The following is a 24245-nucleotide window of genomic DNA, read 5'->3' as shown; positions in this document are numbered from 1 at the left end:
TTATGCGTATTGGCCACGGCTATGATGTGCACCGTTTCGCTGAAGGCGATTTCATTACTCTGGGCGGCGTGCGAATCGCACACGGCTTCGGGCTGCTCGCTCACTCCGACGGTGACGTCCTGCTGCATGCCTTGAGCGACGCCTTGCTCGGCGCGGCTGCGCTGGGTGATATCGGCAAGCACTTCCCGGACACCGACCCGCAATTCAAGGGCGCCGATAGCCGAGTGCTGTTGCGTCATGTGGTCAGCCTGATCCACGCCAAAGGCTGGAAAGTCGGCAACGTCGACAACACCATCGTTGCCCAGGCACCGAAAATGGCCCCCCATATCGAATCGATGCGCGCGCTGATTGCCGCGGATCTGCAAGTAGAACTGGATCAAGTGAACGTGAAAGCCACCACCACCGAGAAGCTCGGCTTCGTCGGTCGCGAAGAAGGCATCGCCGTGCATTCCGTTGCCTTGTTGCTGCGCGCATGAACGAACTGCAATTGCTCGGCCCACGGGCCTATGGCGACGCGCTCGGTACCGCGGTACTGAAAGCCATCGCCGAAGATTTCCAGGTCGATGAAGTCCTCGACATTCCGTTCAGCGGTGACGGCGAGCACCTGTGGATCTGGGTGGAAAAGCGCGGTCTGAACACCGAAGAAGCGGCACGCCGCATTGCCAAGGCGGCCGGTGTGCCGTTGCGCACGGTCAGCTATGCCGGCCTTAAAGACCGTCAGGCGCTGACACGTCAGTGGTTCAGCGTGCAACTGCCGGGCAAGGCCGATCCGGATCTGTCGGCGGCGGAAAACGACACGCTGAAGATCCTCAAGACCACGCGCCACAAGCGCAAGCTGCAACGCGGCGCGCATTCGGCCAATGGTTTCACCTTGCGCCTGACCCAGTTCAATGGCGACAAGGCTGCCATCGACGAGCGCCTGCAACTGATTGCCAAGCAAGGTATCCCGAACTACTTCGGCGCCCAGCGTTTTGGCCATGACGGTGGTAACGTCGTCGACGCTCGGTCATGGGCGGCGCGCAAGGCCCTGCCGGAGCAGCGCAATGTACGTTCGCGCCTGCTGTCGACTGCACGCAGCTTTCTGTTCAACCAGGTGCTGGCGGCACGAGTGGCTGATGGCACCTGGCAGCGCGCCCAGGTCGGCGATCTGCTGGCGTTCACCGACAGCCGCAGCTTTTTCCCGGCAGGTGAAGCCGAGTGCAGCGACCCGCGCCTGGCGATTCTCGATCTGCATCCGACCGGTCCGCAATGGGGCGAAGGTGACTCACCGGCCGCCGGCGCTGTCCATGATCTGGAGCAGGCAATCGCCGCAGGCGAGGCGGATCTGCGCGATTGGTTGATTAATGCCGGTATGAGCCACGAACGTCGCATCCTTCGACTGCCCATTGGCGGGTTGACGTGGCATTATCCCGAGCCTGACATTCTGCAACTGGAATTCGTCCTCCCGGCCGGATGCTTCGCCACCGTATTGGTGCGCGAACTCGTTGATCTGGTGCCGGTGGGGCAGACGGACAGCCCATGCGTATTCTGATTTCTAACGACGATGGGGTAACCGCACCCGGTCTTGCCGCGCTTTATGCTGCGCTGGCGGATTACACCGAATGCGTGGTTATCGCCCCGGAACAGGACAAGAGCGGTGCCAGCAGTTCGCTGACGCTGGATCGTCCGCTGCACCCGCAATACCTGGCCAACGGTTTCATCAGTCTCAATGGCACGCCGACCGACTGTGTGCACCTGGGGCTCAATGGTTTGCTGGAGCGCGAGCCGGACATGGTGGTTTCAGGCATTAACCTCGGCGCCAACCTGGGCGACGACGTGTTGTATTCCGGGACAGTGGCGGCAGCCCTTGAAGGCCGTTTTCTCGAACGCCCATCATTTGCCTTCTCGCTGGCCTCCCGGCAGGTGGACAATCTGCCCACTGCTGCCTACTTTGCGCGCAAACTGGTCGAGGCCCACGCCGGGCTCGATCTGCCACCGCGCACGGTACTGAACGTGAACATTCCCAATCTGCCCATCGATCACATTCGTGGCATTCAGCTGACTCGCCTGGGGCATCGCGCCCGTGCGGCAGCGCCGATGAAAGTGGTCGATCCCCGTGGCAAGGCCGGTTACTGGATTGCCGCCGCCGGCGATGCGGAAGACGGCGGGCCGGGCACTGATTTCCATGCGGTGATGCAGGGCTACGTTTCCATCACTCCGTTGCAGCTCGATCGCACCTTCAATGATGCCTTCAGAAATCTCGACGGCTGGCTGGAGGGGCTCAACTGATGGCTCGTGAACAAGACGACCGGTTGCGCAGCGGCATCGGGATGACTTCCCAGCGCACCCGTGAACGCCTGATTCAGCGGTTATATGAAGAAGGCTTGTCCAACGCCAATGTGCTGGAAGTGATCCGCCGTACGCCGCGTCATCTGTTTGTCGATGAAGCGCTGGCGCACCGGGCCTATGAAGACACCGCGCTGCCGATCGGCCACAACCAGACCATCTCCCAGCCTTATATGGTCGCGCGCATGAGCGAGTTGCTGCTCGAGGCGGGGCCGCTGGACAAGGTGCTGGAGATCGGTACCGGTTCCGGTTACCAGACGGCGGTGTTGTCGCAACTGGTCGAGCGGGTGTTCTCTGTCGAGCGGATCAAGGTACTGCAGGATCGGGCCAAGGAGCGTCTGGTCGAACTCAACCTGCGCAACGTGGTGTTCCGCTGGGGCGATGGCTGGGAAGGCTGGCCGGCGCTGGCGCCTTATAACGGCATCATCGTCACGGCCGTGGCGACCGATGTGCCACAGGCCTTGCTCGATCAACTGGCGCCCGGCGGTCGGCTGGTGATTCCGGTCGGCTCAGGAGAAGTGCAGCAATTGATGCTGATCGTGCGCGAAGAAAACGGCTTCTCCCGACACGTTCTCGGGGCGGTTCGCTTCGTGCCATTGCTCAACGGGCCGCTGGCCTGAGCATTTGTTTGCCGGCGCTGAATTCCTTGCGAGAGCGCCTGTCTTACAGCGGCATCGATTGTATAAACAGGATTTATCGTCCATGAGCAAACGTGTGCGTCGAGCGATATCGCTTCATTAAAGGTAAAGCCTGTTTCGCCCGTTATACTTGCGAAGTTACATGCCGGAATCGGCATTCCACATTTTTCAGCCACCACAAAGGGAGCGGCGGGTGAGTCTCACAGTCATTGCGCAGCGTATGGGTAACACGAGCTTTCAGCGCCTGGTGACTGGCCTTGTCTTGAGCACCTTGCTGGTCGGTTGCTCCAGCACCAAATCGAGCAACGTGCGGGTCGTCGATCGCAACAATGCGGTGGCCCAGCGTCCTACAGTGACGACCGGGCAGTATGTAGTCCGTCCGGGCGACACAATGTTTTCGATCGCGTTTCGCTACGGCTGGGACTACAAAGCCCTCGCTGCCCGGAACAATATTCCTACGCCGTACACGATCCATCCGGGTCAGACGATTCGCTTCGATGGCCGCCCTGGTTCAACGTCGACCGCGGTGGTGAGCAACAGCGGTTCTGCGCCGTCTTCGTCGAGCAAAACCACGATAATCCGGCGCCAGGCGAATGGCACGACGACCACCACAACCACCGGTTCCGGGGCGACTTCTGCGGCCGTTGTACCGTCCGTCGCCAACAAGCCGGCACCGGCTCCATTGCCTCCACCGGGCCCGGCCCCGACCGGCTGGGGATGGCCATCTAATGGCATTCTGATTGGTAAATTCTCTTCAAACGGTAGTTTGAATAAAGGAATTGATATCGCCGGGGATTTGGGACAGCCTGTTTTAGCTGCGTCTGATGGGACGGTGGTTTACGCCGGGAGTGGCTTAAGGGGCTACGGCGAATTAGTCATCATCAAACACAGTGAAACCTACGTCAGTGCTTACGGACACAACCGTCGGCTGTTGGTACGGGAGGGGCAGCAGGTCAAAGTCGGACAGACAATTGCCGAAATGGGGTCAACGGGTACAGACCGGGTGAAACTGCATTTTGAGATTCGCCGACAAGGTAAACCTGTAGATCCGCTGCAGTTCCTGCCAAGACGTTGATTTGCAGACCAGCCTGTTCCGTCGCGTAGAGGGGACAGGCTCCAGCGTTGCCAAGGATAAAGGCGTCGCTTGAGCTTGGGGTCGAACTCACCAAAGGACTATAACAATGGCTCTCAGTAAAGAAGTGCCGGAGTTTGACATCGACGATGAGGTTCTCCTGATGGAGACCGGCATCGATTCGGATTCGATGTCGAATGATGAAGGGGCTGCTCCACCTTCCGTTCGTGCCAAATCCAAACACTCCGCTTCACTTAAGCAACACAAGTACATCGACTACACCCGGGCACTCGATGCCACGCAGCTGTACCTCAACGAAATCGGCTTTTCCCCATTGCTCTCCCCGGAAGAAGAAGTTCATTTTGCGCGCTTGTCGCAAAGTGGCGATCCCGCCGGGCGCAAGCGCATGATTGAAAGTAACCTGCGGCTGGTGGTCAAAATCGCCCGGCGTTACGTCAATCGGGGGCTGTCGCTGCTGGATCTGATCGAAGAGGGCAACCTCGGGCTGATCCGGGCGGTGGAAAAGTTCGATCCCGAGCGCGGCTTCCGCTTCTCGACCTACGCGACCTGGTGGATCCGTCAGACCATCGAGCGCGCGATCATGAATCAGACCCGGACCATCCGGCTGCCGATCCATGTGGTCAAGGAGCTCAACGTGTACCTGCGGGCTGCACGGGAGCTGACGCAAAAACTCGATCACGAACCTTCACCCGAAGAAATCGCCAACCTGCTGGAAAAACCGGTGGGCGAGGTCAAGCGCATGCTGGGCCTGAACGAGCGGGTTTCTTCGGTCGACGTCTCGCTGGGTCCGGATTCGGATAAAACCCTGCTGGACACCCTCACGGATGACCGTCCGACCGATCCATGCGAACTGCTGCAGGACGACGATCTGTCGCAGAGCATCGATCAATGGCTCTCGGAGCTGACCGACAAGCAACGCGAAGTGGTGGTACGCCGCTTCGGCCTGCGCGGTCACGAGAGCAGCACGCTGGAAGATGTAGGCCTGGAGATCGGCCTGACCCGGGAACGGGTGAGACAGATCCAGGTGGAAGGCCTCAAGCGCCTGCGTGAAATCCTCGAGAAAAACGGCCTGTCGAGCGAGTCGCTGTTTCAATAAGCGCCTTGCATGATCGCCACAAAAAGCCCCGACTGGTTCGGGGCTTTTTGTTTTCTGCGGCAAAGCGGTTTGCTTCCCCGGGTTTGTAGTCTCGCGTTGTAAGCCCTGGCTTACTCTTTCGTAAGTGTTCGCTATTTTTACACTGCGGCAGACGTCCATTATGCTTGCTGAATATGTTCAACTGATTGATTTATATGGTTATTTTTAAATATTAAGTGCTTATGACAGCGTGTTTTAGCTGAGCAGGCCGGTTGCGGCTGTCAGGGAAATCTCTAGTATCTGGGTTGTGTCGACGGACAGACACGCCCTTCAAGGAAGAGGGGAAAGGACATCGCAGGACGCGATTCATCAGGACGATGAAAAGGAACACAGGGAATAGGGAAAAAATGTGGGCGGGTCAAACCGCCCCTTTTTTTTGCCTGAAGAAAAGCAAAATCCGGAAAAGCAAAAAGGCCCGCAAGGGGCCTTTTCTTCAAACGCGGGACAGATCAGCGTTCGAGGTCTTTGATCTTGCCTTTGACGCCATCCCACTCTTCGGCATCCGGCAGCGATTCTTTCTTCTCGGTGATGTTCGGCCAGATCTCCGCCAGCTCGACGTTCAGTTGAATGAACTCTTGCATCTCTTCCGGGACTTCATCCTCGGAGAAAATGGCTACGGCCGGGCATTCTGGTTCGCACAGGGCGCAGTCGATGCACTCATCCGGGTGAATCACCAGGAAGTTCGGGCCTTCGTAAAAGCAGTCCACCGGACAGACTTCTACGCAGTCGGTGTACTTGCACTTGATGCAGTTGTCGGTGACGACGAAGGTCATTTCTAATTTTCTCCTCAGGCGGCGGCAGCGTTGCCCCTTCACGGTTGGGGTCGCCAGGTTCGGGAGCGATGTCTGCCAGCCAGGCTATTAGCCAGCAGCATCCCAAACCGCGCGAGATTCTAACAGCTTGAAGCCTTTTGCGTTATATCCGGTTCATCGGTGCTTAGATCCGGTTCTTTAGTGCATAGAGCATTTCGAGCGCACGGCGCGGTGTCATGTCGTCTATGTCCAGTTTAGCCAACTCATCCAGCACCGGATGCGGCAGGCTGGCGAACATGTCGCTTTGTTGCGGCGTCGCCGGTTTGCCCTTGGCGGCCGGTTTAGGCGCTTCATGCGGCAGAGCAGTATCTTCCAGGCGGCTCAGGTGCTCACGGGCGCGCACGATCACTTCGCTCGGCACACCCGCCAGTTGCGCCACGGCCAGACCATAACTCTGGCTGGCCGGCCCCGGCAGCACGTGGTGCAGGAACACGATGCGTTCGTTGTGCTCGGTTGCATTGAGGTGCACGTTGGCCACCAAGGGCTCGGCTTCCGGCAGCACGGTCAGTTCGAAATAGTGCGTGGCAAACAGCGTGTAGGCGCGCAGGTGCGCCAGTCGCTCGGCTGCCGCCCAGGCCAGGGACAGACCGTCGAACGTGCTGGTGCCGCGACCCACTTCGTCCATCAGCACCAGGCTGCGCTCGGTGGCGTTGTGCAGAATGTTGGCGGTTTCGCTCATTTCCACCATGAAGGTCGAGCGCCCACCGGCCAGGTCGTCGCTGGAACCGATCCGGGTGAAGATCCGGTCCACCAGCGACAGTTCGCAGCTGGCCGCCGGCACGAAGCTGCCGATATGCGCCAGCAGCACGATCAGTGCAGTCTGGCGCATATAGGTGGATTTACCACCCATGTTCGGGCCGGTGATCACCAGCATGCGGGTGTTGTCATCCAGGCTCAGGTCGTTGGCCACGAACGGCGTGGTCAGTACCTGCTCGACCACCGGGTGACGACCCTGGGTAATGCGCATGCACGGTTCGCTGACGAAGGTCGGGCAATTCAGGTCGAGGTTCAGTGCTCGTTCGGCAAGGTTGCTCAGCACATCCAGTTCAGCCAGCGCGCCAGCGGTGTCCTGCAACGGCGGCAACTGACTGATCAGATCTTCCAGCAGCGCTTCGTAGAGCATTTTTTCGCGAGCCAGGGCGCGGCTCTTGGCCGACAACGCCTTGTCTTCGAACTCTTTCAGCTCAGGCGTAATGAAGCGCTCGGCGCCCTTGAGGGTCTGACGACGGATGTAGTCCGCCGGTGCCGATTCAGCCTGCTTGCTCGGCAGTTCGATGAAGTAGCCGTGGATGCGGTTGTAGCCGACCTTCAGGTTGGCCAGGCCGGTACGAGCCTTTTCCCGCGCTTCCAGATCGATCAGGAACTGGCCGGCGTTTTCGCTCAGCGATTGCAGCTCGTCGAGTTCGCTGTCGTAGCCGGTTTTCAGCACGCCGCCGTCACGGATGACCGCCGGTGGGTTGTCGATGATGGCTTTTTCCAGCAGCGCTGCCAGTTCGGGGTAAGTGCTGGTGGTGGTCGCCAGACGTTGCAGATGCGGCGCTTCCAGATCGGTCATCGCCACTTGCAGTTCAGGCAGGGCGCCAAGTGCATCACGCAGGCGGGCAAGGTCGCGAGGACGGGCATTGCGCAGGCCGATCCGCGCCAGAATCCGCTCGATGTCGCCGATTTCCTTGAGCTGCGGTTGCAGGCTTTCAAAGCGATAGCGGTCAAGCAGGCAAGTGATCGAGGTCTGGCGTGCGAGCAGTACGGTCAGGTCGCGTAGCGGACGGTTCAGCCAACGGGTCAGCAAGCGGCTGCCCATGGCGGTCTGGCAACGGTCGACAACCGATTGCAAGGTGTTGTCGCGGCCACCGGCCAGGTTGGTGTCGAGTTCCAGGTTGCGGCGGCTGGCGCCGTCCAGCACCACGGTGTCGTCCAGCCGTTCATGACGCAGGCTGCGCAGGTGGGGCAGGGCGGTACGCTGGGTTTCCTTGGCGTACGCCAGCAGGCAACCGGCGGCGCCGATGGCCAGGGTCAGGGTTTCGCAGCCGAAGCCTTTGAGGTCCTGGGTGGAGAATTGCTGGCAAAGACTTTTCAGCGCCGAATCACGCTCGAAATCCCACGGCGCGCGGCGACGAACGCCACGGCGTTTTTCCGCCGGCAGATCTTTTGGCCAGTCATCCGGGATCAACAGCTCGACCGGGTTGACCCGCTCAAGCTCCGCCAGCAGGTTTTCCCAGCCCTTGATCTCAAGCACCGTGAAGTTGCCGCTGGTGATGTCCAGTACCGCCAGACCGAACAGACGCTCGTCCCCCAGCACCGCCGCGATCAGGTTGTCGCGACGCTCATCAAGCAGTGCCTCGTCGCTGACCGTGCCCGGGGTGATGATCCGCACCACCTGACGTTCCACCGGGCCCTTGCTGGTGGCCGGATCACCGACCTGCTCGCAGATCACGACCGACTCGCCGAGCTTGACCAGTTTCGCCAGATAACCTTCCGCCGCGTGATATGGAATCCCGCACATCGGAATAGCCTGCCCCGCCGATTGCCCACGGGCAGTCAGGGTGATGTCCAGCAACTTGGCCGCCTTCTTCGCGTCTTCGTAGAAGATCTCGTAGAAGTCGCCCATGCGGTAGAACATCAGCTGGTCCGGGTGCTGATTCTTCAGGCGCCAGTACTGCTGCATCATCGGGGTGTGGGAGGACAGGTCGGAGACGGCTTTATTCATCGGATTGTCAGGTAACTCGTTGGAAGGTGTGGGGCAAAAGCGGGGCAGTCGCCGGGCTTTTCCGCGATGGGCGCAAGGTTACCATGGGCGGTCTGTCGGACGCAGGCATCGCGGCCGGGTGACAGCTATCTGGCGTAAAAAGCTCGATTATGCACGATTTATGCAAATCAGCATTTGTCTTCCCGAAAAACTTCAAGCACTATGCGCGTTATGCAAAAACGCAACGTATCCTCCGTCTTAAGAGCACTGCTCGATCAGCACGGGATCTCCCCCACGGAGCTCCACCGTCGCACCGGCGTGCCTCAATCCACTCTCTCGCGGATTCTCAGCGGGAAGATCGTCGATCCTTCGGATAAACACATCTCGAAGATTGCCGAGTACTTCGCCGTGAGCACCGATCAGTTGCGCGGGCGCGCAGATGTTGCGCCGGTCGCCGGCGGCGGGCGCGAGGAGTTGCATTCCGAACTCAAGGACATAAGCCTGTGGGACGATGACACGCCCGTCGATGACGACGAGGTGTCGGTGCCCTTCCTTCGCGAGGTTGAATTGGCTGCTGGATCAGGAAGATTCGTCATCGAAGAGAGCGAACGCTCTAGCCTGCGCTTTGGAAAGCGCAGCCTGCGCCATAATGGTGTGCAGTTCGACCAGGCCAAATGCGTGACCGTACGGGGCAACAGCATGTTGCCGGTGCTGCGTGACGGCGCCACTGTCGGTGTCAACGCGGGCAAGTGCGGGATCGGCGACATTGTCGATGGCGACCTTTATGCGATCAATCACAATGGTCAATTGCGGGTGAAGCAGCTCTATCGCCTGCCTACCGGTATCCGCCTGCGCAGCTTCAATCGCGATGAGCATCCGGACGAGGACTACAGCTTCCAGGATATGCAGGAAGAACAGATTGTCATCCTCGGTCACGTCTTCTGGTGGGGCATGTACGCCCGATAACGACCCCTCTCTCAGACAAAACCCGCCCATGGCGGGTTTTTTTTCGCCAGTAGAAAAGCGGACAACCCTTGATTGGCGGGGCTTCCATGCATCCGCGCATTTCTTGTGCATAAATAAATGCATTTACGCATTGACTGGATATGCATACATGCATATTCTTGCCACCAAGCCGCTCGACAAAGCGGCTGGCAACAACAGCTCTTTAGTTCCACAAGAACAGGCAGCGATGAACCGGCCTCAACGGTTCAGAGGGTTGGCAACTGACCCGGGTGTGCAGCGTAAAGCACCAGAAGCAGTTATCCGGCGGGCAGGGACCGCGGTCGGAAAAACAATTTGAACGGACTCGTACCGCGCCAGTAGCGCCGAAAAGTCAGCGTCCTTCACGTACACAGGATTGAAGGAAGGCAAAGGAGTGCATTACTGAAAAGCCCGGCGCATTGCCGGGCTTTTTGGAATGCTCCTCTGAGCAGATCACCTGCAATGAATATTGTGCAGAGCAGGGCCTGGTTAAACAGACAAAGGGAAATTGGAATGAATCGTTATGCATTTATGGAGTTGATGGCTGGGTACAGCTTTTATGTGGTCAACCAAATCGTGGAGGCTGAAAGTCAACCGCCATTTCCTACACAGGGAGGAGCGATGGACTACTGGATGGATGTCACCGCAAATCCAGAGGTTCAAGTTGGTTTGATATACAGGTACTCCGGCTCGGCCCCGGGCTTTTTTGAACCTGTTTACGGGGACTACCTGGCCATTGCCGCTGCACGCAAAAAGCAGCGTTTTATTATCGCAGCCGAATGGCTGACGTATAACCCGCTGCAATACCGGGTAGAGCTGGGTGCCGCAACCCCGGCAGAGGTGACGCAGTGGCAAGCCTACAAACAGTACATCGTCGACCTGACCGAGATTAACAATCAGGCCGGTTATCCAACGGCGCTCCACTGGCCGGTTGCTCCTTTCTGAGTCACTCGCCTCAGCGCGTGCGCAACTGAAGAGCCTGGCCTAAGTGCCGGGCTTTTTGGAATGCCTGCCAGGTTTCATCACGGCATTCATCTGGATCAACAAAAAACCAAGGAGTTAAACCATGAATCTCTATGCGCTGGTTGAATACAGCAAAGTCACCCAACTGAGAGAAAGTGAGGTCATCCCGGAAGCGCCAGCTTCGCCGACGTCCTTTTGGGTTGATGTCACCGGTAATAGCGAAATTCGCGTGGGTTGGTCGGCGACCTTTAATGAGGTCTGGACATTTACCCCACCTTCCGACGAAGACCTGCGCAACGAAGCCGAGCAACAGAAATGGCAACTGCTGAATTTCGCCGCCAACTGGCTGCTAATGAATTCCCTGCAGTTCAAAGTGGACCTCGGCGTCGCTTCGGCCGCGGACGAGGCTCAGTTGTTGGCGCACAAGCAGTACTCGATTGCCGTCAGCGACATCGATAAGCAGCCGGGTTATCCGGCAAATATTGTCTGGCCAGTAGCTCCTTACTGACAGCCTTGCGATGTTAACTGGCCGGGTGCGACTGTCCCAAGCGCTCTGTCAGCTCAGTTATCGAGAACGCATTGCTGAAAAGCCCGGCCACCGCGCCGGGCTTTTTGGAATGCCTGCCTCGAGAGAAAACGTTTGAACCCAACACACACCACTCATCCATCACACCAGGAGGCGTGACATGACAAACGAGCAACAAGCGTTGGCGGACATGCCGATCTGGCTGGTCATCCTGCTTGCCGTGGCGGGCGGGGTCTCCGGCGAAATGTGGCGCGCCGACAAGGACGGCGCCCGCGGCTGGCCACTGCTGCGCCGGCTGGCCCTGCGCTCCGGCGCCTGCATGATCTGCGGCGTCTCGGCGATCATGCTGCTGTACGCCGCCGGCATGTCGATCTGGGCCGCCGGCGCCTTCGGCTGCCTGACCGCCATGGCCGGTGCCGACGTCGCCATCGGTCTCTACGAACGCTGGGCCGCCAAGCGCATCGGCGTCTGCGAAGTACCTCCGCGCGACCCACAGTAACCCCTTCACTTTCTTGTCTCGCTGCACGCCGTGCGGCGGGACTGCGCGTGGACATTTGAAAAGGAGGTCATGCATGCCCGCACCGATCCGGCAGCCATCGCAGCTGTTCACGGCGATGGCGACTGCCTTGCGCAATAACGTTGACCTGAACGTGCAAGTCGGCAATCGCGATGACTTTACGGCACCCGGCGACAAGGCCTGGGTGTTGATCGATATCGAACGAAATGCACCGGGAGAGCGGGCAGCCAACGGGCGGATTGCCCATGTGCTGACGCTGTCGCTGCAGGTCATTCCGGCAGTTTCCGCCACGGCGTTTGTTGCCTGCGACCTGATCGCCGCACTGAAAAACCTGATCACCGACAACCGCTGGGGCCTGCCCGGCGATCAATGTGATCTGCCGATGAACATCGATGGATTGCCGTCCTTGCTCACCCGTGCTGATCAACAGAGCAAAGCCTGGACGCTGTCGTTCAACCAGACCCTCTACCTGGGCCCGACCTTGCTCGACGACCCGCTCGGCACACCGAAATTCGCCCGCACCTGGGAAGTCAGCGACATCGACGACCCCGACCAATACACCTCGCTGGAGGCCTGACCGATGTTCGACGCAATACTGCGTATGCAACTGGGGCCGATCATCGAACGCCTGGCCGAGATGGAAGCGGAGATCGAAGACCTGCACCGACGCGCCGAGAGTTATTGCCGCATCGGCATCTGTCAGGAAGTCGATGCGGCGAGCAATACCTGCAAGGTCAGCCACGGAGGATTGCTCACCCCGGCCATCAAGTTCTTCAACCCGAGCGCCGGCGCACAGAGCGAGTCGCGGATTCCGAGCGTTGGCGAACAGTGCCTGCTGTTCAACTACGGCAGCGGCGAAAGCGGTGCGCAAAGCGTGGCGTTGTTCGGCTTGAACAGTGATCGGTTTCCACCCGCTGCCACCGTCCCCACGCTGACGCGACGGGTGCATGTCGATGGCAGCGAAAGTGGCTACGACGATGCCTCTCACACCCTGCACTGGCAAAACGGTCCTGTGGCTTTCAGCGGTTCTCGCGAATCCCTTGAGCTGAGCATCGGCCCCGCACGGCTGGTGATGACGCCGCAAGCGATCAACCTGCAACTGGGCGCTGTCGGCCTGACGATCGACGCCTCGGGCGTGCACTTCAGCGGCCCGCTGGTGGATCACCAGGGTCGCGTCATCAGCCCCTGAATCAAGAGCCTCCCATGATCGGAATCGATAGAAACACCGGGGCCACGGTCGACGACTGGCTGCAATTCGTGCAGCGCGCGACCCGGGCCCTGACCACGCCTTTGGGCACACGGCAGAAGCGGCCCTTGTACGGGTCGCTGATCCCCACGCTGCTGGGACAGAACCTCGGCGATGACGTTCTGCTTCTGGCGCAAAGCCACGCCGCGCAAGCGTTCTACAACGCACAGAACGGCATCGGCGATTTCCAGCCGCAAGTGATCGTCGCCAGCCGTCAGGGCGCGGGGTTGCTGCTGCGATTTGCCGGCACCTGGAAAAACCGCCAACAGACTTTCGAGGTCGTGACATGAGCATGTTGATCCCTGGTCAGAACCAACTGGCCGAACCCTCACTGATCAAGGTCGAGGCCTTCGAGGATCTGCTCGCCGAGTTCAAGGCCTTCGTCCTCGAGTACGTCGGCACCCGCTCGCCGGACAGCGCGGCGAAACTCAAGACCAGCCTGGAAAACGAAAGCGAACTGCTGACCCTGGCCCTTGAGGCTTTCTGCGTTCGCCTGCAAACCCACGAACGCAAATACAACGCCCGGATCAAGCAGATGCTGGCGTGGTGGGCGACCGGCAGCAACCTCGATGCACGGCTGGCGGACATGGGCCTGGAGCGACAGTTGCTCGACCCGGGCGACCCGGCAGCATTCCCGCCGGTGCCAGCGATTTACGAAAGCGACGATGACGCCCGGTTGCGTTATTACCTGGCGCCCCATGCCCCGGCGGCGGGCTCGCGGATGCAGTATCGCCGCGAAGTCTTCACCCTCGGCGAACGGCCGGCAGTGAAAGTCGAATCCACCGATGCCGGCGTCGTCGACGTCACCTACACCTTCGCCCCGGACGGCCTCGCTGCACAGGTCAAGGATGGCAATGGCCGCCGCACGGCCCCCGGTGAAGTGCAAGTAACTGTGCTTTCCCGAGACGCCGACGGCACACCGTCCGCCGCATTGCTCGACGGCGTGCGCCAACACTTTGCCCGACCCGATGTCTGCCCGGAAACCGACAAGGTCACCGTCAAAGCTGCGGACATTCAGCGCTACAAGATCCGCGTCGTGGCGAAGATCAACTCCGGCCCGGATTCGGGCCTGACCAAAGTCGCCGCGCAGCAGCATTTACAGGCCTACGCCGACAGTTGCCATCGCCTGGAAGGCCGGGTCGATCCGAGCTGGATCGACTACACGCTGCACAGCGCCGGCGCCGTGCAATTGCAGATTCTTGAACCGCTGACGCCGATCGTATGTACCGCGTTTCAAGCGCCGTACTGCACGGCGGTCGAGGTTGAGGTTCAGACACTATGACGGACCAGACACCGCGTCCGACCTTGCTGCCGGCCAACAGCTCGGCGCTGGAGCGGGCACTCGACATCGGCTTCAGCACATTGCTTGACCGCATCGCGCCACCGTTTCCCGAGCTGATGAACCCGAGTTCGACGCCCGTCGCGTTCCTGCCGTATCTCGCGGCGGATCGCGGCGTGGCCGAATGGAGCACCGACGCACCGGAAGCGGAAAAGCGCCTGACCGTCGAACTGGCCTGGCCCACCGCGCGCCAGGCCGGCACCCGCAAGGCGCTGGAGAACGCGGCCAAGGGTTTGCAACTCAGACCCGAAATCCGCGCCTGGTACGAACAGACTCCACCGGGCGAGCCTTACAGCTTCTCCGTGCGGGCCTTCAGCGAACAACCCTACAGCGAAGAAATCGACGCCCGTCTCGACCGACGCCTGGCCGATGCCAAGAGCGAACGGGACGTGCTGTCGGTGTCCGTCGGCCTCAGCGCCTTCGGCTCTCATGTGATCGGTGCCGCGACGTTCTGCGGCGAACTGACCACGGTCTACCCGGTGTTCCTCGAAGGACTCGAAACCTCCGGCAAAGCCTTCATGGCGGCCGCTCTCTACACCGTCGAAACATCCACTATTTATCCTCAGGGGGCCTGAATGGCTGACTATTACACCCTGCTAACCAACGCAGGGATTGCCTACGAAACCGCCTGCAAGGCAGCGGGCGTGCCGATCAAGCTGACGCAGATTTCCGTCGGTGATGGCGGTGGCGCGGTCTACAACCCGGCCGCGACGGCTACCGCGCTCAAGCGCGAAGTCTGGCGCGGACCGCTCAACGCGCTGTTCCAGGACGAGAAAAATCCGAGCTGGCTGCTCGCCGAAGTCACCATTCCGCCGGATGTCGGCGGCTGGTATGTGCGTGAAGCCGGGCTGTGGACCGACACCGGTATTCTCTACGCCATCGTCAAATACCCTGAGTCGTTCAAGCCGGTTCTGGCCACGTCCGGCTCGGGCAAAGAGTTCTACATCCGCTCGATTTTCGAGACCAGCAATGCTTCGCTGGTGACGCTGCTGATCGATGACACCGTGGTCAAGGCTACCCGCGCCTGGGTCATGAGCTACCTCGCCGAAGAACTCGGCAAACTCGATGGCAAACAGTCAGTACGTGTCGCCGCCACCGCCAACGTGGTGTTGAACGGTGCGCAGCAGATCGATGGTGTGGCGGTGATTGCGGGTGACCGCGTGTTGCTGCCGAGCCAGACTCTGGCGAAAGACAACGGTCTATGGATCGTCGCCAACGGTGACTGGACTCGGGCCAACGATGCCAACGTCAGCGCCAAGGTCACGCCAGGCCTGACGGTGATGGTGGAAGAGGGCACGCTCAACGGCGATTCGCTGTGGCACCTGACCACCAACGCGCCGATCACCCTCGGTACTACCGCGCTGACATTCAAGATGCTGGCCGGGCGCACGGGGATTGCTGCCGGTACCTACAAGAGTCTGAGCGTCGACGAGTATGGCCGCGCGACGGCCGGCTCGAATCCCGACACGCTGTCCGGGTTTGGCATCAAAGACTCCTATACCAAGGCTGAAGTCGAAGCGCTGATTGCCAAGGCGTCGGCATTGCCGGTGGGCTCGATCGTGGCGTTCCCCGTTGATACGCCGCCACCGGGTTTCCTGGAGCTGGATAACAGCGTCAAGAGCAGCGCGACCTATCCGGACTTGAGCGCCTATCTGGGCGGCAAGTTCAACAAGGGCGATGAGGGTGTCGGGAATTTCCGTTTGCCTGAAGCGCGCGGGGAGTTCTTGCGCGGTTGGGATCATGGGCGTGGGGTGGATGTCGGCCGAGCGATCGGAAGTTCCCAGCTCGATTCCTTGCAGAACATAAGCGGCTATATCGACGGCAATCTGGATATCAGAACGGCCAGTGGCGTATTTGGACTATCGAACCCTAACCCGGTACCGGTCTCTACAAACGGATCAAACGGGTTTCATTCCGCGAGTTTCGATGCTTCCAAAGTGGCGCGTACTTCGACGGAAACTCGTGGCCGCAACGTCGCCGTCATGTGGTGCATCAAGGCCTGGAACGCCCCGGTCAATCAGGGAAACATCGACGTAGCGGCACTGGTCAAGGAGGTCTCACGCCTCGGTTCGGCCGTTCCGGTGGGCGCTGTCATGGCATTTCCAACGGGGATTGTGCCGCCCGGCTTTCTTGAGCTGGATGGCAGTGTGCAGACCATTGCGACTTATCCGGATCTGGCGACTTACCTCGGTACGACCTACAACAAAGGTGATGAAGGTACGGGCAATTTCCGTTTGCCGGATTCGCGCGGTGAATTCCTTCGGGGCTGGGATCATGGTCGTGGCGTGGATGCAGGCCGCAACGTCGGTACCGCACAGGCCGACATGCTCAAGGCGCACAACCACTCGATCTCGTCCACCGGCAACGAAATGGTTCAGGGCAATGCCTCCGGGCTGGCTGTTACCAATTGGCGCGCCTCTCAGGGGGTGACCGGAAGTGCCGGTGGAACTGAAACCCGTCCGCGCAACGTCGCCGTCATGTGGTGCATCAAGGCCTGGAACGCGCCGATCAATCAGGGCAGCATCGACGTAGCCGCACTGGCCAAGGAAGTCTCGCAGCTGAAATCGTCTGTTCCGGTGGGTGCTGTTCTGTCGTTCCCAATGGGTGTCGTGCCTGCCGGCTATCTGGAACTGGATGGCAGTGTGCAGAGCATTGCGACCTATCCGGATCTGGCAGCCTATCTCGGTACTACGTTCAACAAGGGCGATGAAGGTGCCGGTAACTTCCGCTTGCCGGAATCACGTGGGGAGTTCTTGCGTGGTTGGGACCATGGGCGGGGTATCGATGTCGGTCGCAGTGTCGGCAGCTATCAGGCAGGCACGAAAACCCAGGGCGATGACGGCACGGCGCCAGCTGTTCAAGGTATCGGCAACTCCAGTTTGATCGATGCCGATCCGGCTCCTGGCTTCAGTGGTGATATTTACTACACCGCTACCGACGTCACCGTTAAGAACTTTACTAACGCGTTCTGGAAAACGGTTCGCCCACGCAACCTTGCCGTCATGTGGTGCATCAAAGCCTGGAACGCACCGGTCAATCAGGGAAGCATTGATATTGCTGCATTGGCTGCCGAGACCAGACTGACTCGGCTCAACGGTGCAGAAGTAGGTGCCGCGCGTAACCTGAGAGTATCGCTGCCTGCTGCCGCGTCGGTTGCAACGCTTACCGCTGATCAACTGATTGTCGAGCAACCGGGCATTGCCCAATACAAGTTGTCGGATCTCAATCTTTCGATCAATTTGGCAAGTATCGGTGCGGGGGGAATGGACACGGGGGCAGCCCCGATAAGTGGAACCATTGGCATCTACGTTATTTACAACCCGGATACAAAGCTTGCCAAGTTGCTCGGGGTCAATGCGACAACTGCAGTTTTACCAGAAGTTTACGGCGGCACTAATATGCCCGCGGGATATACCTCCAGCGCGTTGGTTAGCGTTTGGCAGACTAATGCCAGTGGTCAGTTGGTCGCAGGTACTCAGATTGACCGCTCGGTTGCAACTGAGGCAAAGAAATTTTTAACCAATGGTTTGGCGTCCGTATTCACAGCGCTTTCGCTGATCGGTTTTGTTCCGCGAAATGCCAAAACGGTTGGCGGGTATGTCCATGTGATCACCAGCTTAACCAATCCTGCGGGTAGTTATATAACGCTGTGTTCGGATTCGGCAGGCTCTGGCTCAGTTCTATTTGGTTCTGGTGGGGCTTCAAACATGGGAAGTGTTGCAGCGTATTCCGGCCTGGTGTTGACGAGTGGGCAGACACTCTACTACTCGGTGACCAACGCCCCGTCGAACAATTACTGCTACGTGACCTCTTATACTTTCTAGGATTTACTTATGTATCGAGCATATTCAAATAATGGTGCGTCGTTGCGTTTTGTCGAGCCTGACTGGGTATTAAGTGAAAGCGAAGTTCTGTTTGATCACGAGCCCACCATTCAAGAGCTTGAAGCCGCTTTTGGATTTGACGCAGCGCAAGTAGAGCGCAGTCGACTGGCGCTGCTGATCGCAGAAGAGCGCTACCGACGTGAGGGTACCGGCGTTGTTGTCGATGGACTGTCGATTGGTACGACGCGAGACAGCCAGGCTTTGATTGCCGGCACCGGTCTATCTGCCGTCCTCAATCCTGAATACTGCTGCAACTTCAAGACCATGACCGGCTTTGTCGAGATCAGCGCGACGCAGATCATTGCGATTGCCACGACCGTCCGAGCGCACGTACAGGCCTGCTTTGACCGGGAGAAAGCATTGCTTGATTCGGTCTCTGCGGGTACCTACCGAGAAAAAATGCTGGCCGAGGGCTGGCCGGATTCCTTGCAGGCTGATTTCGCAGCTCTGAAATAAACGCCCCGCACTCCGGGGCGTTTTCTTATCCGCCCAATACATTCAACACCCGCCAAGCCCCTCCCTTTGAGGGGCTTTCCCGTTTATGGAGAAACGAAAAATGGCAACCCGCCAAACCTACACCGTGCTCGTTCCATTCCCCACCGGCGGTGGGCACTGGTCGAGCGTCGGCCAGGAACTTGATCTGCTCGATGTCGAGGCCAGTGCCCTGCACAGCGCCGGTCGACTGGAGCTGAAAACACCTACCACCAAGGCCGTGAAGGCCGCTGCCAAGAAGGCTGACTGACTATGGCTGAGGTTCTGAACTTCGAGCACAACGGCATTACCGTCAATGCCACCGAATCCCCCGAGGCCATGGGTGGCCTGGGTGACAATGTTATCGGTCTGGTCGGCACCGCGCCGAAAGCCGATCCGCTGATTCCGCGCAACGCACCGTTTCGCATCAACAGCTTCACCACCCACGCGCTGCTGGACCCGACCGGTTCGGAAGAGGGCACCCTGTACCACGCCGTTTACCAGATCCTCAAAGTGGTCAAGGTGCCGGTGTACGTGGTGATCGTCGAAGCGGGCGCAACCCCGGCCGATACCGTCAATGCGGTAATCGGCGGTGTTGAGCCAGCCACTGGCCGCAAGCTTGGTCTGGCGGCACTGGGCAGCGTCCCGGAAGACCTGACTATCATCGGCGCGCCGGGCTTCACCGGCACCAAGGCTGTGGCCGGCGAGTTCGCCTCGTTCGGCAAGCGCATCAAGGCCCGTGTGGTACTGGACGGCAAGGATGCTTCGGTCGCTGACCAAGTGTTGTACAGCAAGGATCTGGGCGGCGCCGACCTCGGTTTCGACCGTTGCCTGGTGGTGCACAACATGCCCGCCGTGTACTCGAAAGCGGCGAAGAAAAACGTCTTCCTCGCGCCGTCGAGCCTGGCGATTGCCGCGCTGGCCAAGGTCAAGCAATGGGAAAGCCCGGGCAACCAGGTGACCTACGCCGAAGACGTGTCCCGCATCGTGGAATACAACATCCTCGACACCTCCACCGAAGGCGATCTGCTCAACCGCTATGGCGTCAGCTACTACGCCCGCACCGTGCTGGGTGGCTTCTCGCTGCTGGGCAACCGCTCGATCACCGGCAAGTTCATCAGCTACGTCGGTCTGGAAGACGCCATCAGCCGCAAGCTGGTGAAGGCCGGCCAGAAAGCCATGGCCAAGAACCTGACCAAGTCGTTCATGGATCAGGAAGTCAAACGCATCAACGACTGGCTGCAAACCCTGGTCGCCGACGAAACCATTCCTGGCGGCAGCGTCTACCTGCACCCGGAACTCAACAGCGTCGAGAAGTACAAGAACGGCACTTGGTACGTGGTCATCGACTACGGCCGCTACGCGCCGAACGAACACATGGTTTATCAACTCAACGCCCGCGATGAAATCATCGAGCAGTTCCTGGAGGACGTTCTCTAATGTTTACCAACCGCGTAAGACAGGCCATCGCGGCCACCCTGCAAGGCCTGCCGTTGTCGGCGACCGTGGAAGAGTTCACCCCGCCGAAGATCGATTTCGAGATGGAAGGCATGACGGGCGGGCGCTTCATCGTCGAGGAAATGGCCAAGAGCGCCAAGCCGCTGAATGCCACGCTCAAGCTGCAAGGCACCGGCGCAGAAGTGCTGCTGGCGATGGGCGTGAAGCTGGGCGACGACATTCTGCTGAACGTGCGTGAAGCCGGTCAGGATCAGGACGGCAACACCTGGTTCACCTATCACACCGTCGGCGGCAAGCTGAAATCTCTGGCTGAAGATGCCTTGAAAATGGGCAGTAAAGCCATCACCACGCTGGAACTCTCCTGCCGCACCTACAACCGTCTGGAAAACGGCATTCCGGTGATCGACATCGACGTGCGCACCCAGAAGTTCGTGCTCAACGGCGTCGACATCCTTGGTGATGCCCGCCGTGCGGTGCTGATGCCGTAAGCCTTTTCGGCGCATCAAGCACACACCCTGTGGGCGCTCACGCCCACAGGGATCTTCAAGAACACCCAAGGAATTCCTTTCATGTCGTGGATGCCACCCCAGCATGACCTGTTGTCGCCGATCACCGGTGACGACGGCTCGCAGATCGCAACGATCCAGCTCAAGCCTTTGTTCTACGCCGCCCAGAAAGACGCGCTGGAACGTGCCGGCGACGACGAAGACGATCAGTTCTTCGAACTGGCGCTGCTGGCCACCGGGTTGTCGGTCAAGGAACTCGACCAGCTCAAACGTCCGGACTACGTAACCATTGCGCAGTACGTGCACGAGATGTCGACCCGTCCGGCGTCGTACTTTCTCGACCAGGTCGAAGACGCGGAAAAAACCGACGATCCCGACCAGGTGCAACTGCTGCAACCGCTCGCTGTCACCGGCCGCACCGTGACCTCGCTGAGCCTGGAAATGCCGGCGCTGCGGGCCACCAAAGTGATGAAGAAACTGAAAACGGCCAAGGAACGCGCCGAGTTCATCACCGCCCATTGCACCGGCCTGATGATCCCCGATCTGGCCCTGATGACTGTCCCGGACTGGACACAATTGCAGGTGCGCATCGACGATTTTTTAAACCAGCCGGCGGCCTTCTTTCAGAGCGCGACATCGAAGTAATCCTCGATATCGTGCCGCTCATTTACCCGGTAAGTGAGGCGGAAATTCTGGAGTGGGACGCCGAAAAGGCGTTGCGCCGCTACGACATAGCGATCACTCGCCTTGGCGTGAAACAGGAGTAGAGCGGCATGGCAGATACGAAGTATGCGCCTATGCTCGCCAGCGAGACTGGAAGCATGGCGTTCGGCAACGCCAGACTGGCGGGCGGATCGATAGCGCCCGACAGCCTCGGCACACCGCTGGTGGATTTGAGTCTGGCACTGGCTATGGCCAGTGCGGATATTCGTTTACTGACCCAGGAACAGATCAAGCTTCGAGAGCTGTTGGCCAATCAGCAATCGCTGTTCAAGGTGAGTGCTGCATCCCCGGCTGCAAGCGCCGAACCAAAGTCAAAACTCAAGGCCGAGATCGAGCAGCGTCCACCTCCTAAGCTCATGCAACCAGCCATGGCCAACGAGACGGCGCTTGTCGAACTCAATCAGTTGCTCAAGCTGAGCAGTGATCAGCTTCAAGCGCACTCGCAGAGCACTCTGGAACTCGCCAGCGAGAAACAGATATCCGCCAGTGGTGCGACCAACGCGGATCTGTTGCAAGTGCAGCTTGCCGGAGCCAGATCCGGCATTGCCGATGGTGCCAAAGGTGACCAGCGGGCGAACGAACTGAAGTGGTTCTCCCATGATGCCGCAATCAACGCATCGGCATTCAGGATGGACGTCAAGACGGCTGGCGAAATGCTCGCCGCGTGGCGTTCCTCGCTGAAGCTGGATCAGTATCAAAGCCAGGATCTTGCGGATGCAACGACCTACCTCGGCAATAGCGGTCTGGATGCCAAGGCCGCCGACATCGGTTCGGTGGTGCAACGTTCCGGCGAGAGTGCGATTGCCGCCGGATTGACGACCGAACAGGTCGCCGCATTGGCGGCGGCTCTACTCAATAGTGGTGCGGACAAGGAGGGCGCCAGCGCCGCGCTTAAGGGCATCACCTCGATGCTGGCCAAAGGCGGGGCGGTATCGACTGAGCAGCGAACAGCCTTGACTCAGTTAGGGCTTGATCCTCAATCGCTGTCTGAGGGTATGAGGAAGGATGCACCTGCTGTCATCAACTCGGTTCTTGCTGCACTTAACGAGCAGCCTGTGCAAGAGCGGGCAGCACTGACGAAGACGCTGTTCGGCGAAAACGACACCCGAGTTCTCGAACTGCTGAAGAAGCCGGACGATGTAAAAAACGCCTTCTCGCTGGTAGCCGACAAGCACAAGTACGCAACAACGGAGCTTGGCGCGGGCGAAGGTGCTGCGGCGAAGTCCGCAGAGGCGTTTGGCAATACTTCGCAGGGTCGCTGGAATGCGCTGGACGCAAGTCTGACCCGGTTGACCACTGCATTCGGTACGGCGCTTGCGCCCTTGGCTGACGGTGCCGCCGTAGTGCTCACCGCACTGGTCAACGGTGTGAGCGCAGCGGCAGAAACGTTCCCGGCCCTCACGGCAGGGCTGGTTCTGCTCGGCGTGGCAGCCATGCCGTTTGTGGGGGGGGCGTTGAAGTCCGGCGTGGCCTCGGTGCTCGACGTGGTTTCCACGAAACTATTGCGCCTGGCATCGGCGAGACTGCCGCCGGATATTGCCAATGTGATAGGCGGTGATGACAACGATGGCGACGGTCGCAAAAGCAGGAAGAAGGGGCGTGGATCACGCCGACGCACCCCTTCTGCTGCAAGGTCGGCCGGCACCGCTTCCATAACCCGCAGGAGCAGTCGCTTGAGTGGTGTGACGGCCAGAGTCGCACCCATGTTCGACGATGCGCTCACCCGATTCAGAATGGTTGGCGATGTTGTCAAAAGCGCCATGCCGAGTCGGCTGAGCGGGGCTGGCGCGAAAGTCATGTCATTGGCAGAGGGTTTGGGGGGCAAGCTCATGCCGTCGGTTGTCAAGGCATTGCCTGCCATCAAGGTTGGTGCACCTCTGGCCATTGCTCACGCTGCCTATAAAGGGTTGAAAGGCTGGCGCGAAGGTGATGACAAAGCGGTAAAGGGCGCGGCCGGTGAACTGGCCGGAACGGCGATTGGCGCTACGATCGGTACGTTCATTGCGCCCGGCATCGGAACCTTCATTGGTGGCACGCTGGGTGGAATAATCGGGTCCTATGTGGGGGAGCATCAGGCGACGCCGCCTGAGGACAAGCTCGCCCCGCCAGCGGAAGTCGCCAAGGACCTGTCCGCGGCGCAAATGCAAACACCAACGCCACCTCCGCAATTCACCTACGCACCTTCAGTTCATGTCAGCGGCAGCGAAATGCTCAACTCCGAGAAGCTCGGCACGATGCTTTCGCAGGTGCTGGAGTCGCACTTCACGTCCCAGTTTGTCCCGGGTGTGGCCGGCAATGCCCTCTCCATACGCCGTGACGCAGCCCTGACCGATGGAGTCGCCCAATGAAACAACAAATGGCACTGGGCAGTTTCATCTTCGGACTGTCCCGGGACTTTGCGTACAGCACGCTGTCGCGCAAATCCGAGGGTGGCTGGACTGATCTGCAGATCCTCAACAGCAAACCCAGGTCCCACCAGACAGGCCAGAAGCCCGAATCCCTGACCATCGGCGGCACCTCGATGTACGCCGTGGCGATGGAGCGGCTCGATGAGCTGCGTGCGCTGCAAGCGTTGAGAGTACCGCTGCCGTTGATTGACGGCATTGGTCGCAACTGGGGTTTGTGGCGGATCAACAGCATCGACGAAAACCAGAGCGAGGTCATCGATGACGGCACCGCGATGGTGATCAAGTGGGTCATCGGATTGTCGGAGTTCAACAATGCGTAAGGTACGAAGCGTGGCCGGTGATTCGGTGAATCTGTTGCTCTACCGCGAAACCGGTCGCAGCGATGACAGCGCCGAAGAAGCCCTGTGGGCACTCAACCCGACCCTGGCCGAGCACGGCCCGATCCTGCCGGCCGGTGTCTGGGTGACGCTGCCGGAGCTCGACTCGAAACCGGCCGCGATCAAACCGGTTCTGGCCTGGGATTAAGGAGGC

Annotated in this window: 27 protein-coding genes; 25 read left to right on the top strand and 2 right to left on the bottom strand. The window is 59.6% G+C overall.

Translation table 11 applies throughout. The features are described from left to right. Window positions 1-2: 2 nt before the first annotated feature. The 6 genes from ispF (at window position 3) to rpoS (ending at window position 5152) form a co-directional block, all read left to right on the top strand. Window positions 3-476 carry a 2-C-methyl-D-erythritol 2,4-cyclodiphosphate synthase gene (gene ispF, locus AC3WRD_RS13680; RefSeq protein ID WP_007954821.1) on the top strand — a complete coding sequence of 158 codons (474 nt, stop codon included), beginning with the start codon at window positions 3-5 and terminating at the stop codon, window positions 474-476. Further along, window positions 473-1531, top strand: coding sequence for a tRNA pseudouridine(13) synthase TruD (truD, locus tag AC3WRD_RS13675; RefSeq protein ID WP_102621418.1), 1059 nt, complete (start codon window positions 473-475; stop codon window positions 1529-1531). Before ispF ends, truD begins: the two co-directional genes overlap by 4 nt. Further along, window positions 1519-2268: a 5'/3'-nucleotidase SurE gene (surE, locus tag AC3WRD_RS13670; protein ID WP_096819612.1), complete on the top strand. Its 750-nt coding sequence runs from the start codon at window positions 1519-1521 to the stop codon at window positions 2266-2268. The genes truD and surE overlap by 13 nt, the downstream gene beginning before the upstream one ends. Window positions 2269-2309: 41 nt before the next feature. After that, window positions 2310-2945, top strand: a complete 636-nt coding sequence (locus tag AC3WRD_RS13665; RefSeq protein WP_173861377.1) for a protein-L-isoaspartate(D-aspartate) O-methyltransferase — start codon at window positions 2310-2312, stop codon at window positions 2943-2945. 211 nt (window positions 2946-3156) lie between these two features. Beyond that, window positions 3157-4038, top strand: coding sequence for a peptidoglycan DD-metalloendopeptidase family protein (locus tag AC3WRD_RS13660; RefSeq protein WP_096819610.1), 882 nt, complete (start codon window positions 3157-3159; stop codon window positions 4036-4038). A gap of 106 nt (window positions 4039-4144) precedes the next feature. Next, entirely contained in the window at window positions 4145-5152 is a 1008-nt protein-coding gene (gene rpoS, locus AC3WRD_RS13655; protein WP_007954831.1) for an RNA polymerase sigma factor RpoS, read from the top strand. 488 nt (window positions 5153-5640) lie between these two features. Here the strand turns inward: rpoS and fdxA are convergent, their stop codons facing one another. After that, the gene (gene fdxA, locus AC3WRD_RS13650) at window positions 5641-5964 is read right to left on the bottom strand and encodes a ferredoxin FdxA (RefSeq protein ID WP_007908827.1); all 324 of its coding nucleotides are present in this window, start codon (window positions 5962-5964) and stop codon (window positions 5641-5643) included. A gap of 163 nt (window positions 5965-6127) precedes the next feature. Continuing rightward, window positions 6128-8710 carry a DNA mismatch repair protein MutS gene (gene mutS, locus AC3WRD_RS13645; protein WP_096819609.1) on the bottom strand — a complete coding sequence of 861 codons (2583 nt, stop codon included), beginning with the start codon at window positions 8708-8710 and terminating at the stop codon, window positions 6128-6130. Between the two features lie 210 nt (window positions 8711-8920). On the opposite strand from mutS, the gene AC3WRD_RS13640 reads away from it, so the two are divergent. The 19 genes from AC3WRD_RS13640 to AC3WRD_RS13550 all read left to right on the top strand — a co-directional run bounded on the left by AC3WRD_RS13640 (window position 8921) and on the right by AC3WRD_RS13550 (window position 24239). Then, window positions 8921-9655, top strand: a complete 735-nt coding sequence (locus AC3WRD_RS13640) for a LexA family transcriptional regulator (protein WP_102621452.1) — start codon at window positions 8921-8923, stop codon at window positions 9653-9655. A 148-nt stretch (window positions 9656-9803) separates the two neighbouring features. Then, entirely contained in the window at window positions 9804-9992 is a 189-nt protein-coding gene (locus tag AC3WRD_RS13635; protein WP_134825654.1) for a hypothetical protein, read from the top strand. A gap of 194 nt (window positions 9993-10186) precedes the next feature. Then, complete coding sequence (locus AC3WRD_RS13630; RefSeq protein WP_158243863.1) at window positions 10187-10618, top strand: tail fiber assembly protein; 432 nt, start codon at window positions 10187-10189, stop codon at window positions 10616-10618. Between the two features lie 121 nt (window positions 10619-10739). Further along, entirely contained in the window at window positions 10740-11144 is a 405-nt protein-coding gene (locus AC3WRD_RS13625; protein ID WP_102621416.1) for a tail fiber assembly protein, read from the top strand. A gap of 178 nt (window positions 11145-11322) precedes the next feature. Continuing rightward, window positions 11323-11661, top strand: coding sequence for a phage holin family protein (locus tag AC3WRD_RS13620; RefSeq protein WP_096819604.1), 339 nt, complete (start codon window positions 11323-11325; stop codon window positions 11659-11661). A gap of 73 nt (window positions 11662-11734) precedes the next feature. Then, on the top strand, window positions 11735-12256 hold the full coding sequence (locus AC3WRD_RS13615) for a hypothetical protein (RefSeq protein WP_102621415.1): 522 nt from the start codon (window positions 11735-11737) through the stop codon (window positions 12254-12256). A gap of 3 nt (window positions 12257-12259) precedes the next feature. Next, entirely contained in the window at window positions 12260-12868 is a 609-nt protein-coding gene (locus AC3WRD_RS13610; RefSeq protein WP_102621414.1) for a phage baseplate assembly protein V, read from the top strand. Window positions 12869-12882: 14 nt separating this feature from the next. Further along, complete coding sequence (locus AC3WRD_RS13605) at window positions 12883-13215, top strand: phage baseplate protein (RefSeq protein WP_102621413.1); 333 nt, start codon at window positions 12883-12885, stop codon at window positions 13213-13215. Then, complete coding sequence (locus tag AC3WRD_RS13600; RefSeq protein WP_102621412.1) at window positions 13212-14207, top strand: baseplate J/gp47 family protein; 996 nt, start codon at window positions 13212-13214, stop codon at window positions 14205-14207. The genes AC3WRD_RS13605 and AC3WRD_RS13600 overlap by 4 nt, the downstream gene beginning before the upstream one ends. Then, window positions 14204-14839: a phage tail protein I gene (locus tag AC3WRD_RS13595; protein ID WP_102621411.1), complete on the top strand. Its 636-nt coding sequence runs from the start codon at window positions 14204-14206 to the stop codon at window positions 14837-14839. The genes AC3WRD_RS13600 and AC3WRD_RS13595 overlap by 4 nt, the downstream gene beginning before the upstream one ends. Continuing rightward, complete coding sequence (locus tag AC3WRD_RS13590; protein ID WP_310650452.1) at window positions 14840-18088, top strand: tail fiber protein; 3249 nt, start codon at window positions 14840-14842, stop codon at window positions 18086-18088. 9 nt (window positions 18089-18097) lie between these two features. Beyond that, complete coding sequence (locus AC3WRD_RS13585; RefSeq protein ID WP_102621410.1) at window positions 18098-18604, top strand: DUF4376 domain-containing protein; 507 nt, start codon at window positions 18098-18100, stop codon at window positions 18602-18604. 100 nt (window positions 18605-18704) lie between these two features. Next, window positions 18705-18890 carry a hypothetical protein gene (locus tag AC3WRD_RS13580; protein ID WP_039771239.1) on the top strand — a complete coding sequence of 62 codons (186 nt, stop codon included), beginning with the start codon at window positions 18705-18707 and terminating at the stop codon, window positions 18888-18890. A 2-nt stretch (window positions 18891-18892) separates the two neighbouring features. Continuing rightward, window positions 18893-20059, top strand: coding sequence for a phage tail sheath protein (locus AC3WRD_RS13575; protein WP_102621409.1), 1167 nt, complete (start codon window positions 18893-18895; stop codon window positions 20057-20059). After that, complete coding sequence (locus tag AC3WRD_RS13570) at window positions 20059-20565, top strand: phage major tail tube protein (RefSeq protein ID WP_096819596.1); 507 nt, start codon at window positions 20059-20061, stop codon at window positions 20563-20565. Before AC3WRD_RS13575 ends, AC3WRD_RS13570 begins: the two co-directional genes overlap by 1 nt. Before the next feature lie 81 nt (window positions 20566-20646). Further along, complete coding sequence (locus tag AC3WRD_RS13565) at window positions 20647-21228, top strand: phage tail assembly protein (protein ID WP_102621408.1); 582 nt, start codon at window positions 20647-20649, stop codon at window positions 21226-21228. Window positions 21229-21356: 128 nt separating this feature from the next. After that, window positions 21357-23654, top strand: coding sequence for a phage tail tape measure protein (locus AC3WRD_RS13560; RefSeq protein ID WP_102621407.1), 2298 nt, complete (start codon window positions 21357-21359; stop codon window positions 23652-23654). Next, window positions 23651-24034 (top strand): phage tail protein, encoded by a 384-nt coding sequence (locus AC3WRD_RS13555; protein ID WP_102621406.1) that lies wholly within the window; start codon window positions 23651-23653, stop codon window positions 24032-24034. The genes AC3WRD_RS13560 and AC3WRD_RS13555 overlap by 4 nt, the downstream gene beginning before the upstream one ends. Next, the gene (locus AC3WRD_RS13550; protein WP_102621405.1) at window positions 24027-24239 is read left to right on the top strand and encodes a tail protein X; all 213 of its coding nucleotides are present in this window, start codon (window positions 24027-24029) and stop codon (window positions 24237-24239) included. The genes AC3WRD_RS13555 and AC3WRD_RS13550 overlap by 8 nt, the downstream gene beginning before the upstream one ends. Window positions 24240-24245: the final 6 nt, after the last annotated feature.

It is taken from the genome of Pseudomonas sp. FW215-R2 (assembly GCF_058789255.1).
Note: the sequence above shows the minus strand (reverse complement) of the source record. Positions and strands in the feature narration are given on the sequence as shown.

What these genes read in the sequence shown, in the direction of transcription:
- truD (WP_102621418.1), top strand. Translation starts at nt 473, where the DNA reads ATGAACGAACTGCAATTGCTCGGCCCACGGGCCTATGGCGACGCGCTC.
- AC3WRD_RS13635 (WP_134825654.1), top strand. Translation starts at nt 9,804, where the DNA reads ATGCATATTCTTGCCACCAAGCCGCTCGACAAAGCGGCTGGCAACAAC.
- AC3WRD_RS13555 (WP_102621406.1), top strand. Translation starts at nt 23,651, where the DNA reads ATGAAACAACAAATGGCACTGGGCAGTTTCATCTTCGGACTGTCCCGG.
- AC3WRD_RS13640 (WP_102621452.1), top strand. Translation starts at nt 8,921, where the DNA reads ATGCAAAAACGCAACGTATCCTCCGTCTTAAGAGCACTGCTCGATCAG.
- AC3WRD_RS13665 (WP_173861377.1), top strand. Translation starts at nt 2,310, where the DNA reads ATGACTTCCCAGCGCACCCGTGAACGCCTGATTCAGCGGTTATATGAA.
- AC3WRD_RS13630 (WP_158243863.1), top strand. Translation starts at nt 10,187, where the DNA reads ATGAATCGTTATGCATTTATGGAGTTGATGGCTGGGTACAGCTTTTAT.
- AC3WRD_RS13565 (WP_102621408.1), top strand. Translation starts at nt 20,647, where the DNA reads ATGTCGTGGATGCCACCCCAGCATGACCTGTTGTCGCCGATCACCGGT.
- AC3WRD_RS13590 (WP_310650452.1), top strand. Translation starts at nt 14,840, where the DNA reads ATGGCTGACTATTACACCCTGCTAACCAACGCAGGGATTGCCTACGAA.
- AC3WRD_RS13580 (WP_039771239.1), top strand. Translation starts at nt 18,705, where the DNA reads ATGGCAACCCGCCAAACCTACACCGTGCTCGTTCCATTCCCCACCGGC.
- AC3WRD_RS13550 (WP_102621405.1), top strand. Translation starts at nt 24,027, where the DNA reads ATGCGTAAGGTACGAAGCGTGGCCGGTGATTCGGTGAATCTGTTGCTC.
- fdxA (WP_007908827.1), bottom strand. Translation starts at nt 5,964, where the DNA reads ATGACCTTCGTCGTCACCGACAACTGCATCAAGTGCAAGTACACCGAC.
- AC3WRD_RS13585 (WP_102621410.1), top strand. Translation starts at nt 18,098, where the DNA reads ATGTATCGAGCATATTCAAATAATGGTGCGTCGTTGCGTTTTGTCGAG.
- AC3WRD_RS13575 (WP_102621409.1), top strand. Translation starts at nt 18,893, where the DNA reads ATGGCTGAGGTTCTGAACTTCGAGCACAACGGCATTACCGTCAATGCC.
- AC3WRD_RS13625 (WP_102621416.1), top strand. Translation starts at nt 10,740, where the DNA reads ATGAATCTCTATGCGCTGGTTGAATACAGCAAAGTCACCCAACTGAGA.
- AC3WRD_RS13605 (WP_102621413.1), top strand. Translation starts at nt 12,883, where the DNA reads ATGATCGGAATCGATAGAAACACCGGGGCCACGGTCGACGACTGGCTG.
- AC3WRD_RS13570 (WP_096819596.1), top strand. Translation starts at nt 20,059, where the DNA reads ATGTTTACCAACCGCGTAAGACAGGCCATCGCGGCCACCCTGCAAGGC.
- ispF (WP_007954821.1), top strand. Translation starts at nt 3, where the DNA reads ATGCGTATTGGCCACGGCTATGATGTGCACCGTTTCGCTGAAGGCGAT.
- surE (WP_096819612.1), top strand. Translation starts at nt 1,519, where the DNA reads ATGCGTATTCTGATTTCTAACGACGATGGGGTAACCGCACCCGGTCTT.
- AC3WRD_RS13610 (WP_102621414.1), top strand. Translation starts at nt 12,260, where the DNA reads ATGTTCGACGCAATACTGCGTATGCAACTGGGGCCGATCATCGAACGC.
- AC3WRD_RS13615 (WP_102621415.1), top strand. Translation starts at nt 11,735, where the DNA reads ATGCCCGCACCGATCCGGCAGCCATCGCAGCTGTTCACGGCGATGGCG.
- AC3WRD_RS13600 (WP_102621412.1), top strand. Translation starts at nt 13,212, where the DNA reads ATGAGCATGTTGATCCCTGGTCAGAACCAACTGGCCGAACCCTCACTG.
- AC3WRD_RS13560 (WP_102621407.1), top strand. Translation starts at nt 21,357, where the DNA reads ATGGCAGATACGAAGTATGCGCCTATGCTCGCCAGCGAGACTGGAAGC.
- mutS (WP_096819609.1), bottom strand. Translation starts at nt 8,710, where the DNA reads ATGAATAAAGCCGTCTCCGACCTGTCCTCCCACACCCCGATGATGCAG.
- rpoS (WP_007954831.1), top strand. Translation starts at nt 4,145, where the DNA reads ATGGCTCTCAGTAAAGAAGTGCCGGAGTTTGACATCGACGATGAGGTT.
- AC3WRD_RS13620 (WP_096819604.1), top strand. Translation starts at nt 11,323, where the DNA reads ATGACAAACGAGCAACAAGCGTTGGCGGACATGCCGATCTGGCTGGTC.
- AC3WRD_RS13595 (WP_102621411.1), top strand. Translation starts at nt 14,204, where the DNA reads ATGACGGACCAGACACCGCGTCCGACCTTGCTGCCGGCCAACAGCTCG.